This window comes from Maricaulis parjimensis (assembly GCF_016817355.1).
GTDB classification, from domain to species: domain Bacteria; phylum Pseudomonadota; class Alphaproteobacteria; order Caulobacterales; family Maricaulaceae; genus Maricaulis; species Maricaulis parjimensis.
On record NZ_JADOTT010000006.1, the window covers coordinates 165642 to 178696 of the forward strand.

At 63.4% G+C, this 13055-nt stretch carries 13 protein-coding genes; 3 read left to right on the forward strand and 10 right to left on the reverse strand.

Annotated elements, in window-relative coordinates; translation table 11 throughout:
* Nucleotides 1–2 precede the first annotated feature (2 nt).
* Nucleotides 3–719 (reverse strand): sulfite exporter TauE/SafE family protein, encoded by a 717-nt coding sequence (locus I0K07_RS11740; RefSeq protein ID WP_203293621.1) that lies wholly within the window; start codon nt 717–719, stop codon nt 3–5.
* Between the two features lie 115 nt (nt 720–834).
* Between I0K07_RS11740 and I0K07_RS11745 the strand changes: the two genes are divergently transcribed.
* Nucleotides 835–1605: a DUF2189 domain-containing protein gene (locus I0K07_RS11745; protein WP_203293623.1), complete on the forward strand. Its 771-nt coding sequence runs from the start codon at nt 835–837 to the stop codon at nt 1603–1605.
* On the opposite strand, the gene ccoS is transcribed toward I0K07_RS11745, so the two are convergent.
* The 8 genes from ccoS to ccoN are packed head-to-tail and all read right to left on the reverse strand — an operon-like array spanning nt 1602 to nt 9476.
* Nucleotides 1602–1775, reverse strand: coding sequence for a cbb3-type cytochrome oxidase assembly protein CcoS (gene ccoS / locus I0K07_RS11750; RefSeq protein WP_203293625.1), 174 nt, complete (start codon nt 1773–1775; stop codon nt 1602–1604). The two genes, I0K07_RS11745 and ccoS, sit on opposite strands and share 4 nt — an antisense overlap.
* Nucleotides 1775–3955, reverse strand: a complete 2181-nt coding sequence (locus I0K07_RS11755; RefSeq protein WP_338041062.1) for a heavy metal translocating P-type ATPase — start codon at nt 3953–3955, stop codon at nt 1775–1777. The genes ccoS and I0K07_RS11755 overlap by 1 nt, the downstream gene beginning before the upstream one ends.
* On the reverse strand, nt 3943–4413 hold the full coding sequence (locus I0K07_RS11760) for a FixH family protein (protein WP_203293627.1): 471 nt from the start codon (nt 4411–4413) through the stop codon (nt 3943–3945). Before I0K07_RS11760 ends, I0K07_RS11755 begins: the two co-directional genes overlap by 13 nt.
* Nucleotides 4410–5894: a cytochrome c oxidase accessory protein CcoG gene (ccoG, locus tag I0K07_RS11765; RefSeq protein WP_203293629.1), complete on the reverse strand. Its 1485-nt coding sequence runs from the start codon at nt 5892–5894 to the stop codon at nt 4410–4412. The genes I0K07_RS11760 and ccoG overlap by 4 nt, the downstream gene beginning before the upstream one ends.
* Before the next feature lie 41 nt (nt 5895–5935).
* Nucleotides 5936–6865 (reverse strand): cytochrome-c oxidase, cbb3-type subunit III, encoded by a 930-nt coding sequence (gene ccoP / locus I0K07_RS11770; protein WP_203293631.1) that lies wholly within the window; start codon nt 6863–6865, stop codon nt 5936–5938.
* On the reverse strand, nt 6855–7049 hold the full coding sequence (locus I0K07_RS11775) for a cbb3-type cytochrome c oxidase subunit 3 (protein ID WP_203293633.1): 195 nt from the start codon (nt 7047–7049) through the stop codon (nt 6855–6857). Before I0K07_RS11775 ends, ccoP begins: the two co-directional genes overlap by 11 nt.
* 4 nt (nt 7050–7053) lie before the next feature.
* A complete protein-coding gene (ccoO, locus tag I0K07_RS11780; protein ID WP_203293635.1) occupies nt 7054–7812 on the reverse strand; it encodes a cytochrome-c oxidase, cbb3-type subunit II in 759 nt (252 codons plus the stop codon).
* An 11-nt stretch (nt 7813–7823) separates the two neighbouring features.
* On the reverse strand, nt 7824–9476 hold the full coding sequence (gene ccoN, locus I0K07_RS11785) for a cytochrome-c oxidase, cbb3-type subunit I (protein WP_238934805.1): 1653 nt from the start codon (nt 9474–9476) through the stop codon (nt 7824–7826).
* A gap of 197 nt (nt 9477–9673) precedes the next feature.
* Here ccoN and I0K07_RS11790 point away from each other — a divergent pair, with 197 nt between their 5' ends.
* Both I0K07_RS11790 and I0K07_RS11795 read left to right on the forward strand, forming a co-directional pair.
* Entirely contained in the window at nt 9674–10732 is a 1059-nt protein-coding gene (locus I0K07_RS11790; RefSeq protein ID WP_203293637.1) for a DUF2855 family protein, read from the forward strand.
* Between the two features lie 105 nt (nt 10733–10837).
* Entirely contained in the window at nt 10838–12334 is a 1497-nt protein-coding gene (locus I0K07_RS11795; protein WP_203293639.1) for an MBL fold metallo-hydrolase, read from the forward strand.
* Nucleotides 12335–12374: 40 nt separating this feature from the next.
* Here the strand turns inward: I0K07_RS11795 and fsa are convergent, their stop codons facing one another.
* A complete protein-coding gene (fsa, locus tag I0K07_RS11800) occupies nt 12375–13028 on the reverse strand; it encodes a fructose-6-phosphate aldolase (protein ID WP_203293641.1) in 654 nt (217 codons plus the stop codon).
* Nucleotides 13029–13055: the final 27 nt, after the last annotated feature.

Here is a 13055-nt window from a genome sequence, read left to right on the forward strand (position 1 = left end):
GCTCATTCGACCGGAATGCCACACAGCGCCGCGATCGTGCGCCAGGGCAGTGCCGCTGACGCGACAGCGACAAGAATGATCAGCAAGCCTGTCACAATGCGTACGCCGCGGGATCGCAACCGGCCCAGAAGGCGGACAAGACCGAACACGGACAGCACCACCGCCGGTACCGTCCCCAATCCGAACCCGGCCATGAGCAGCATGCCGGTCATCACATGCCCGGTCAGCATGGCGTAGAAGAGCATGGCGTAGACCATGCCGCAGGGCAGGAAGCCCCAGATGAAGCCAGCCAGGACCGGGCTGGCCGAAGACAGGGCTCCGGCGAAGGGCTTCTGCGTCCAGGTGACTATGTGGTGGCCGACGCGGTCGAACCCGGCCAGCGATGGTGCCCAGCCGGCGACCGACAGACCGATATAGACAAGGACGACAGCCGCCGCCCAACGCAGGATGAGATGCAGGCCGGTCTGGTCGAAACCGATATAGATCGTGGATCCCAGGGCTGCGAGCAGGCCCCCGGCGGTGATGTAGGCGAGGATACGGCCCAGCTGGGCGAGCAGAAGGATGCGCGCCTGCTGGCCCGGAGTGGCATCTTTGCCGCCCAGCGAAAGGGTCAGGCTGGTCGCGATACCGCCGCACATTCCGATGCAATGGAGGCTGGAGGCAAAACCGGCCAGGAAACCGCCCACAAGGCTGAGATCGGAAAATGTGGCCGGCGTCATGTCCACCTCGAAAACACGCCCTGTCTTTGCCCGCTTAAACCCACAAGAAAACTGTGGCGTAATGACGCAAAACAGCCAAAGCTGTGAGGACTATAACAAGAGGGCGGAGGAAAGCATGGTTGAACTGAAGCGAGTTCGGCGTGACGCACCCTGGTCCTGGCTGAAAGCCGGGTGGGCAGATCTGGTACGGGCCCCGCGTGTGGCCCTGAGTTATGGCCTGATTTTCGTGGGCGCCGGCGGATTGATCGCCCTGGCCCTGCACCTGGCCAATCTGACCGCCGTCATTCCCGTCTTCCTGAGCGGGTTCGCCCTGATCGGACCGGCGCTGGCGACGGGCATCTACCAGGTTTCCCGCGCCATCGAGCGCGGTGAGAAGCCCCGTTTCCGGGTGATCATCTCCCGCTTTCCCTCACGGATTTCCCAGATCGGCTTTGTGAGCATTCTTCTCACCCTGCTCTTGATGCTGTGGGTGCGCGCCGCGCAATTCCTTCTGGTCGCCATCGCACCGAACAGCCCGCTGACGCCGGACGCTTTCACGAATTTTGCGATCTCTGACACGGCCGGACTGACGCTGATCGTGATCGGCACGATTGTGGGTGGCTTCCTGGCCGCTGTGGCCTTCGCCATGTCCGCCCTCTCCTTCCCCATGCTGATCGACCAGGATGTGGATGCGGTGACGGCGATGGTGGCGAGCTTCAAGGCTGTCTTCGCCCAGCCCTTCGTCATGCTGACCTGGGCCTGGCTGATCGCCTTCATGGTGGTGGCGGGATCCGTGGTCTTCCTGGTGGGACTGGCCGTGACCTTTCCCTGGATCGCGCTGGCGACCTGGCACGCCTATCGGGACTTTGCTCCCACGCCGACCCCGTCGGCCTCGGCGGCAGCCTAGTCTTTCTGCGAGTCTGAAGGCGGGATCGGTTTGTCGTCATCCATCAGGATGCGATGGGCCGCCCCGTCCAGATCGTCAAACTGGCCGGATTTCATGCTCCACATGAAGGCGAGGAGGCCCAAGCCCCCCATGCCAAGGGCCACAGGGATAAGCCAGATCAGAACAGACATCAGCGCGACAACCGCAAAGCGTTGAGAGTAACCAGAATGGACGAGCCTGACATGGCGATGGCCGCCACGAGCGGGGTGACAAAGCCGAACACGGCAAGCGGCACGGCGATCATGTTGTAGACAACGGCGAGGCCGAAATTCTCCAGCACGCGGCGCTTGGCCCCGCGGGACACGTCCAGAGCGATGACGGCACTGTCCAGCTTGTCAGCCTGCAGGACGAAATCAGCGGCCGCTTGGGAAATCTCGGCGGCCGAAGCCAGCGAGATCGAGACATCGGCAGCCGCCAGGGCGGGCGCATCATTGATGCCATCGCCGATCATCGCGACGCTGCGCCCTTGCGCCTTGAGCGCTTCGAGACGGGCGATCTTGTCCTGGGGTTTCAGTTCGGCCTGCCAGGTATCCAGACCCAATTCTCGGGCGATAGACGCCACCGGACCGGTGCGGTCACCGGAGAGGAGTTCCACCTGGCAGCCGCGCTCTTGAAGCGCCTTGATGGTGGCCTTGGCGTCCGCGCGCAACTGGTCCTGGAAGCGGAAACAGACGGGTTCCTGATCGCCGATCTGCAGCCAGGCTTCGGTATAGGCGTCTTCCGCGGTCTCGATACCGAGCCAGCGCGCAGAGCCGAAACGGATGGTGACACCCGCCTCGACGGCCTCGACGCCGCCGCCGGAGACTTCCCGGGCATCGCCGGTCACCTCGCCCATGCCGGCCGCATCGGCGACAGCGCGGGACAGGGGATGCCGGCTGGTGCGGGCGAGACGCGCCGCGGTTTCAAAGTCCGTATCGGCAATATCGGACCGGTTGATGAGGCGCGGACGGCCTTCCGTCAGGGTGCCGGTCTTGTCGAAGACGGCCGTGTCGATCCCGGCCAGGCGTTCCATGGCATCGCCGGACTTCACCAGCACACCTTCCCGATAGAGGCGGCCGGAGGCGACGACCTGCACAGCCGGCACGGCCAGCCCCAGCGCACAGGGACAGGTGATGATCAAAACGGCAATCGCATTGATGATGGCCGGACGGGCCTCGCCGCCAATGATCAGCCAGCCCACCAGGGTGAGTGCGGCCAGGGAGTGCACGACGGGGACATAGAGTTTGGCGGCCCGGTCGGCGAGCTTCACATAGCGCGAGCGGGATTGTTCCCCGGCCTCGACGAGGCGGGTGATCTCGGCGAGCAGGGAATTGTCGCGGTCGGCTGTGGCTTCCAGGACCAGTTTGGCATCCAGATTGAGCATGCCGGAGAAGATCTCGGTGCCAGGTCCGGCTTCCACCGGCTGGGTTTCCCCGGTGACCAGGGAGCCATCCAGTGCGCCCTGCCCTTCCACGACGACAGCATCCACAGGGACACGGTCACCGGCGGCCAGAACCAGCCGGTCCCCGGCCAGAACGTCACGCGCGGGAATGGCTTCCACACGCCCGTCCGGACGCAGGCGGTTGGCGGTGGCGGCCTGCATGGCGGCGAGGCCGCGCGCGGCTTCACCGGCCCGCGCCCGCAGGCGCATGTCGAGGAAGCGGCCGATCAGCAGGAAGAAGAGCAGCATCACGGCGGCGTCGTAATAGGTGTGGCCGTGACCGATGAAGGTTTCCCAGATGGACAGGCCACAGGCCAGGAAGACCGCCAGGGAGATCGGCACATCCATGTTCACATGGCCATTGCGCAGGGCTGTCCAGGCCGAGCGGAAGAAGGGCTGGCCGGCATAGGCCGCGGCGGGAAGCACGATGAGGGCTGAGATGCGGTGCATCAGCGACTGCATCGTCTCAGTCATTTCCATGCCCCCGGCCCAGACCGAGATGGAGAGCAGCATGACATTGGCCATGGCAAAGCCGGCCACGGCCATGGCGCGCAGGAGTTTGCGCTCTTCTTCCTTCTGGGGGTCGGCTTCGCTTTCCGGCTCATAGGGCGTGGCGGGATAGCCGATCGAGCGAAGCTTGGAGACGTATTCACTGGCAAGGGCCGGATCACCGCGCCAGGACAGGGCCAGGCGGCCCGTCGACAGGTTCAGGCGGGCATTCTCAACCCGCGGGTCTTCGCGCAGTCCGGATTCGATGCGGGCGATACAGCCGGCGCAGACGGCGCCGCGCACGAGCAGGTCGAGACGCGACTGGCCATCGGCAATCCGCACGAAAGCCTGCGGGTCGACCTGGCTGGATGTGTCCAGATGCGAGCTGTCTAGGGCAGCCACAGATCATGCTCCATCTCGAAGGGGGCATCCCCTTCATTGACGGCGCGCAAATGCCACTGGCCGCTGTCCGCACAGGTCAGCGGAACCTCATAGAGACCGGTGCGGGCCTCCTGGAAGGCCAGCGAACAATCGCGGCCGGTATCGGTCGGATGGTTGAGCGAGCCGGCCAGGCTGAGGCCGGACACCGGAGCACCCTCGGCATCGAGCACTTCAACCAGCAGGCGCTGCTCCACCACATTCACGCGGGCCGTCCAGCCCAGCTCAGCCTGGGCATGCCGCCGGTTCAGCGTGTCGTTGTAGTTGAGCCCCTGATAATAGGAGCGCGGCACATCCTCGCCGGGATGGGTACGGACCGCCATGGTGATGAAGGTCGCATTCACGCCGATGGTCACACCGAAGAAGAGCAGGATCATCACCAGGACGTGCCAGCCCCGCACGGGGTTCAGGAAGCCTCTCATTCGCCTGCTCCGGTAATGATCATGGAGGGTGTGGTCGCCGTTTCGCCGGTGGTGCGGTCGGTGACGCGGAAGCGGAGTTCCTCACGCGGGCCGTCGACCGCATCTGCCGGAAGCGTCAAGTATAGCACAAAATCGCGGGTCCGGTCGGCTTCAATGCTCAGCTGCATCGGATCGTCTTCCGGTGCACCCAGCACCCGGACCTGGATGGACGGATCGCCTTCGACGACCAGATCCATGATGCGGGGTTCATTGGCTTTGTTCACGACTTTCAGAGTGTAGCCATTGCGCACGGAACCGTCGGACAGGATGACGTAATTGGGATTGCGGTCGCGCTGGGAGTTGAGTTCCAGCTCGGTCCGGTTGACCAGCGCCCCCAGCATGACGGCCGCCACGATGAGGAAGGCCGTGGCATAGACCATGGTGCGCGCCCGGAAGAAGCGATAGCGCGGCTTCTCGCCCTTTTCGAAACGCTCGACATTGTCGTCGGTCTCATAGGTGATCAGACCGGTTGGACGGCCGACCTTTTTCATGATGTCGTCGCAGGCATCGATGCACAGGGCGCACTGGATGCATTCCAGCTGCGAGCCCTCGCGGATGTCCACGCCCATCGGGCAGACAGCGACGCACTGTTTGCAATCAATGCAGTCGCCGCGGTCATCCCAGCTTTCGGACTTCTTGTGGGCGCCGCGCGGTTCACCCCGGTCGAAGCGGTAGGTGACGTTGAGCGCTTCACGGTCCGTCATGGCCGCCTGGATACGTGGCCAGGGGCACATATAGGTGCAGACCTGTTCCCGCATCGTGCCGGCCAGCGTGTAGGTGGTGAAAGTCAGGACACCGGCGAAGAGATAGGAGGATGCCGCGGCCTGGCCGGTGAAGAAATTGGCCAGCGTGTCATAGGCATCGTGGAAATAGAGGATCCAGGCCCCGCCCGTTGCCAGCGCAATGAGGAGCCAGACTGTGTGCTTGCCGACCTTGCGCCAGAGCTTGTTGAAGGACCAGGGCGATTTGTCCAGGCGCATGCGGGCATTGCGGTCGCCCTCAAAGGCCCGCTCCACCCAGATGAAGAGATCGGTCCAGACGGTTTGCGGGCAGGCATAGCCACACCAGACCCGGCCGAAGAGCGCGGTCGCCAGGAAGAGCGCCAGCGCGGCCAGGATCAGAAGGCCCGTAATGTAATAGACTTCCTGAGGCCAGATCTCGATGAAGAAGAAGTAGAAACGGCGGCCGGCGAAATCGACCAGCACGGCCTGGTCCGGCGCGTCAGGACCGCGATCCCAGCGCAGGAAGGGCACGATGTAGTAGATGCCCAAGGTCACGGCCATGACCAGCCATTTCAGGGACCGGAATTTGCCGTGGGCCAGTTTGGGGTAAATCTGCTCGCGCTTCTTGTAGAGTTCGCGCGTGTCCGCTGCGTTGACCGCCTCGGCTTTCGATTGCCGGATGCCAGGCGCCGCCATGGCGTGTTTTTTTTGTTCGCTCATGACGGCGCTCTAGCCTGTCTCCAGCCTATTGACGATGCGACCTAGCGCCCCGTGGGACCGTTCGCCGCACCATCGGATTCACCGCCGCCCAGCAGATAGACATAGGCGGCCAGGGCATCGATCGTCGCTGCATCCAGACGGCCTTCCCAGCTCGGCATGACGCCGTAGGGGCCGCGATGGATGATGTCGATCACCTGGTCCCGCTCACTGCCATAGAGCCAGTCGCGGTCGGTCAGGTTCGGGGCCCCCTGCAAGCGGTCACCACTACCGTCTGCCATGTGGCAGCTGGCGCACTGGGCCTGATAGATCGTGGCCCCGTGGGCGATCGCCTCCGCGTCGGCCTCATGGCCGGACAGGGAGAGGACATAATCGGCCACATCCGCAATCTCCGAACGCGACAGGAGTTCGTCACGGCCGAAGGACGGCATTTGCGAGAAATGCGTGTCCGGATGGTCCGTCCGGATGCCGAAGCGGATCGTGGTGCGGATTTCCTCATAGGAGCCGCCCCACAGCCAGACATCATCATTCAGGTTCGGATAGCCCACGAAACCCTGGGCGCCCGCACCGTGACAGGTGGCGCAATTATCACCGAAGGCGGACTCACCGGCCGCACGGACAAAGCCGAGCAGTTGGGGATCATTCTCGATCTGCTCGATCGAAGCCCCTTCCAGTGCAGCAAACCCGCTGGCCCGCTGGGCCTGGAGGTCGGCCACGGCGGCCGCCACATTGGCGCGTTCGGAGTGATCCCGCAGACCGCGCGTGTGGTCGGTCTCTCCGGCAAGACCCGGCAGGGCCGGCCAGGCCGGCATCAGGACCCAATAGACCACGGCCCAGGCGCAGGTGGCGTAGAAGATCCAGAGCCACCAGCGTGGCAGCGGCGTGTCGAGTTCCTTGATCCCGTCCCAGGTATGACCCGTGGTCTGGGTGCCCGAGTGGGCGTCGTGCTCAACGTCGTGCTCATTATCGGACATGGATACCGTCCTCATTCTGTCCGGACGTCGCCGGTGTATCGGATTCCGTGAGAGGCGTGTTCGCCGCGGCATCGAACCGCGCCTGGTTGCGGGGCCAGAGCGCGTAGGCCACGACACCCGCAAACAGGAAAACGAAGATCAAAAGCCCCCCGGTCTGGGCGAAGATGGAGAGTGTCTCGTGCATCGCCCTACCTCAGATTTTCGTCGGCTTCGGCCTCATAGGTGGAGAAGTCCACCATGGTGCCGAGCACCTGGAGATAGGCCACCAGCGCATCCATCTCGGTGACCCGGGACGGATCGCCATCGAAGTCACGCATCAGCGCGCCCGGATAGCGTTCCTGGAAACCATCGAAATCCATGGCGTAGGGATCAAGTTGGGTCGTGACGTCGGCCACGGCGGTCTCGATCATCTCGTCGGTATAAGGCACGCCGACCAGGCGCAGGGCCCTCAGATTGGCGGCGATATTGTCGAAATCGAGCTCGCTCTCCGCCAGGAAGGGATAGTCCGGCATGATGGATTCCGGGACCACGGATTGGGGGTCCGTGAGGTGGTCGCGGTGCCATTCATCCGAATACTTGCCCCCGACACGGGCGAGGTCCGGCCCCGTCCGCTTGGAGCCCCACTGGAAGGGGTGGTCATACATGCTCTCCGCGGCGAGCGAGTAATGGCCGTAGCGCTCGACCTCGTCGCGCAGCGGACGGACCATCTGCGAGTGGCAATTATAGCAGCCCTCACGGATGTAGATGTCGCGGCCGATCTGCTCGAGCGGGGTGTAGGGGCGCACGCCCTCCACTTCCTCGATCGTGGAGTCCAGATAGAAGAGCGGGGCGATCTCGACGATCCCGCCGATCGACACGGTGACGAGGACGCCAACCGTGAGGATCAGGGAGTTCTGCTCGAACAGCTTGTTGTGAAGCTTGCTCCAGCGGCTTTTGGATTGTGCCATCAGACGCTCCCTTACTCTGCCGGAATGGCGGCGGTTTGAGGCACGACATGCTCGTCTTCCTCAGTCACGTCGCCCTTGATGGTGCGGTAGACATTGTAGGCCATGATCAGGGCACCACTCAGATAGAGCAGACCGCCGACAGCCCGGATGATGTACTGGATGTGCATCGCTTCCACGGTTTCCACGAAGGAGAATTCCAGGAAGCCGAGCTCGTTATAGGCCCGCCACATCAGACCCTGCATGATCCCGGCGACCCACATCGAGGTGATGTAGAGCAGGATGCCGAAGGTCGCGATCCAGAAGTGCCAGTCGACCAGCGCCTTGGAGTGCATGCCCTTGCGCTTCCACAGCCAGGGCACCAGGCAGTACATGGCACCGAAGGAGATGAAGCCGACCCAGCCGAGCGCACCGGAGTGCACGTGGCCGACGGTCCAGTCGGTGTAGTGCGACAGCGCGTTCACGGCGCGGATCGACATGACCGGACCTTCAAAGGTCGACATGCCGTAGAAGGCCACGGAGAGGACCAGCATTCGCACGACCGGGTCGGTGCGCAGCTTGTCCCAGGCCCCCGAGAGGGTCATCAGACCGTTGATCATCCCGCCCCAGGACGGCATCCACAGCATGATCGAGAAGGTCATGCCCAGTGTCTGCGCCCATTCCGGCAGCGCCGTGTAGTGCAGGTGGTGCGGACCGGCCCAGATGTAGATGAAGATCAGCGACCAGAAGTGGATGATCGACAGGCGGTAGGAATAGACCGGGCGCTGCACACGTTTGGGGATGAAGTAGTACATGATCCCCAGGAAGCCGGCGGTCAGGAAGAAGCCCACCGCATTGTGGCCGTACCACCATTGCGTCAGCGCATCCTGCACCCCGGCGAACAGCGAATAGCTGCGCGAGCCGAGGAAGGAGACCGGAACGGCCAGATTGTTGACCACGTGCAGGACCGCGATCGTCACGATGAAGGCCAGGTAGAACCAGTTCGCGACGTAGATGTGCGGCTCTTTGCGCTTCCACAGCGTGCCCAGGAAGACCAGGAGATAAACGACCCAGACCAGGGTCAGCCAGAGGTCGGCATACCATTCCGGCTCGGCATATTCCTTCGATTGGGTAATGCCGATGATGTAGCCGGAGGCCGCGATCACGATGAAGAAGTTATAGCCCCAGAACACGAACCAGGGCCAAATCCCGCCGGCGATCCGGGTGCGGCAGGTGCGCTGGACCACATAGAAGGACGTTGCCAGCAAGGCATTGCCACCAAAGGCAAAAATCACCGCCGAGGTGTGCAGCGGGCGCAGGCGTCCGAAATTGGTGAAGCCGAATTGCTCGATATTGAGCACCGGGAAGGCCAGCTGCAGGGCGATGATCACCCCGACCAGCAGACCGGCAATACCCCAGAACAGGGTGGCGATGACGCCCGCCTTGATCAGGTTTTCATTGTATTCCCGCTCGTCATCGATCACGCCGCCGCCGGCAATGGTGCCGACGAGCATGATGATCCCGGTCAGGAAACCGCCCAGGATCAGCCAGGACTGACCTCGCATGGCAGCATCGGGGGCGAAGGCAGCCGCGAAAAGCGACCACAAAGCCCCAAGAATGGTAATGAGAAAGACGGCTGCCGTGCTGGGATCTGTCCCGGCCCGGCGAAGCCCTTGAGCGATCGACATTTGCGCCCCCGGCTGGCTGTTATTGGCCCCGGTGTAGCGCAGATTTCCGCAAAAACTCTATGGCAATTTGTCGCGTGCGACGAAACGGTTCTGCGCCACATCCTTGACGCGCAGTGGAACACACAGCCGGTCGCGTGTCACCACTTGAACAATCGCTCACCTTCCCGCACACACGTATAAAAATATGGGAGGAAATAATGGGTTGGTCGCTTTCCATCGACAAGACGTCGATCAATGACGCCAAGATCGCGCAATTTAATGAAACCGCGCTGAAGCCCGGCGAGACCCGCCTGCGCGTGGATCGCTTTGCGCTGACAACCAATAACATCACCTATGCCGCCTTCGGTCATGCGATGCGCTATTGGGATTTCTTCCCGGGTGAGGATGGCCGCGGCCGGCTGCCGGTCTGGGGATTCGCGGAAATTGTGGAAAACACGATCGAGGGCCTGGAAGTCGGCGAACGGATCTACGGATATTTCCCCGCCGGCTCGGAACTCGTCGTCCAGCCGGGCCGGATCGAGGATCAGCGATTCTTCGACATGGCCGAGCACCGGGCCGAACTGGCTCCGGCCTACAACACCTATACGCGCTGTGCCGCCGACCCGGCCTGGTCAGAGGCGATGGAGCCGGCGCAGATGGTGCTGCAGCCGCTCTTCATCACGGCCTTCCTGCTGGACCATCATCTGCGCGACATGGCGCAGGGCCCGGTCCTGCTGACCAGTGCCTCCTCGAAGACGGCCATCGCCCTGGCCTTCCTGCTGAAGGCCGCGGGCAAGCCGGCCCATGCCCTCACCTCCAAGCGCAATGCGGACTTCGTGAAGGGTCTGGATCTCTATGACGGGGTGACGACCTATGACGCGTTGGACGGGCTGACCGGCATGGACCAGGCGGTGATCGTCGATTTTGCCGGCGACTCGAAACTCAACACGGCGCTGCACGAAACCCTGGCCGGCCAGCTGGCGGCGAATATCCGGGTGGGCGGCGCCCATTGGGAGAACAGCGCGCCGCCGAAAGACCTGCCGCCGCCCAAACCGCAATTCTTCTTCGCCCCCGATGCCGCCCGCAGCCTGATCAAGGCCTGGGGGCAGGACGAATTTGACCGGGTCTATAAAACCGCCTGGACGAATTTCGCCCATGCCGCCTCCGGCCTGTTCGACTTCACCGGAAGCGATGGCGCGGACGGTTGCCTGGCGACTTATGATGCCCTGATCAAGGGCGAAGTCCCGGCCAAGGCAGCGCTTTACGTGACCGCCTGACCGGCCAGGTCCGCGCTGCCGGAAATCTGACGATCTCCTTACAACACCCTCATTTGATTTCTGTTTTCAGACAGGATGGCATGGGCGGCGAGAGGAGATCAGTTCATGTTCACACGTTTTGCGCCGGTCACTGGCCTGGCCGCCACGCTTTTGCTTTGCCCGGGTGCTCTGGGACAATCCGCACCGGATGCGCAGGAGCGGATCGATGCCGCTTTGGCGGCGCTTGGTGCGGTCGCTGAGCCGGCGGGGCCGCTCTGGCTGCAGGCCGATATTTCCGGAGAGGCCTGGATGCTGGAGCAATCGGGCACGCTGGAGGGCGGCTGGATCCGGCTCGACCAGTCCGCCGAGATCATACTGGACCTAGCCTCTGCCTCCGGTGATGTCCGCCAGAGCCGGAATATTCCGGCCTGGTCCAGCACGCCCTACGGGCAATGGCATGTCCGCTTTGGTCCGGACGGTGCGGCCATGCAGGGTCGCAACCAGGCGGGGGAAAGCGTCTGGGGTCCAGCCCGTTCCTCCCAGACCCGGGACGCCCAGCGCTATCTCGACCTGTTCCCGCAAACCCTGTTGCGCGAAGCGGCGGCAGCCCCTGATCTGGCCCTGACGGATACCGGTGGCATCACCTACACACGCGAACGCAGCGGTCAGACCGAAAGCGTCCGGCTGGACTGGACCGAAGGCAGTCCCCTGCCCGCCGGTTTCACGATCCGGGCGCGCTATCTGGATGATCTGTTTCTCTATGGCTGGGAGGAGAACGAACTCAGCGGCCAATACGGGTTCTGGTGGCGAACCGAGGCGGGCCGCCTCCTGCCCCGCCAGTTGGACATCGCTTTCAACGGCATGCCCTGGCAGCGCTATGAATTGACCGATTTCCGTTTTGAAGCTCCGGACACGGATATCGCCCTGCCCGAGGCGGGACAGGACGGGCCCGTCGTGCGGTCCATCGACGATTTCCCGTTTGCTCGCAGTCTGGAAACCGTCGCGCCCGGCGTGCGCCTGTATTCAGGCGCCTGGAATGTGGCCGTGATCGAGCGGGCCGATGATGTGATCGTGCTCGATGCTCCGATCTCCACCGGCTATGGCCAGGCCGTGCTGGCGCAGATCGAAACGGACTTCCCGGACAAGCCGGTCGCCGGCGTGATCACCACGTCCAATGCATGGCCGCATATGGCAGGGCTTCGCGCCTATGCCGAGCGGGGCATTCCGATCCTTGCCCATCCGGACAATATCCAGCTGATTGACCGCATGATGCCGGAGATCCGGACACAGACCTCACTTCACGCCCTGTCCGACGGAGAGGTTTTGGGTGCCGGCGAGGACGCCGTGATCGCACGCTTCGCCCCGGGTCCGGCCCTGGATCGAATGCTGTTTGTTGCGGCCCCGGGACATGGCGTGGTCTGGGCCAGTGACGCGGTCCAGCTGGCCGGCGAAGCGGGCCGGCCGCAGGACCATGCGCGGCAATACCATGCGGAATTCCTGGCCGCGACCTGCGCGGACCTGACACCGCAAACCCTGACGCTGGCGATGCATATCGCGCCAATCCCGGCTGAGGCCCTTGTCGGGGCTTTCGCGGACGACGCCGAACCGCCCTGCCGGCTCTGAAGTCCGCCAGGCTCAAGAAAGGCCGGTCAGAGGATGTCCTCTAAAGGATGCTCTGGCCGGTCTTTTCCCAGTCGGCCATGAAGGCTTCCAGACCGGCATCGGTGAGCTTGTGCTTAACCAGGCCCTTGAGGACGGAGGGCGGCACGGTGGCGACATCGGCTCCGGCCAGGGCGCATTGCTGGACATGATCGGCGGAGCGGATCGAGGCGGCCAGGATTTCCGTCTCGAAACCGTAATTGTCGTAGATGATCCGCAAATTCTCGATCAGCTCCATCCCGTCAACGCCGAGATCGTCCAGACGGCCGATGAAGGGCGAGATATAGGTGGCGCCGGCCTTGGCAGCGAGCAGGCCCTGATTGGCCGAGAAGCACAGGGTGACATTGGTCTTGATGCCGTCGGCAGTCAGCGCCTGGCAGGCTTTGAGCCCTTCAAAGGTCAGCGGGAGTTTCACCACGACATTGTCGGCGAGCGCGGCGAGCTTGCGGCCCTCTTCCAGCATGGTGGGAGCGTCGAGCGCAGTGACCTCGGCACTGACCGGGCCGGAGACGAGCGCGCAGATTTCCTTCGTCACCTCGATGAAATCGCGGCCCGATTTGGCAATCAGGGACGGGTTGGTGGTCACACCATCCACAAGGCCCGCGGCGTCCAGTTCACGGATGTCAGCCACATCGGCGGTATCAACGAAGAATTTCATGTCTCATCTCCCGGCAAGTCACGCGTC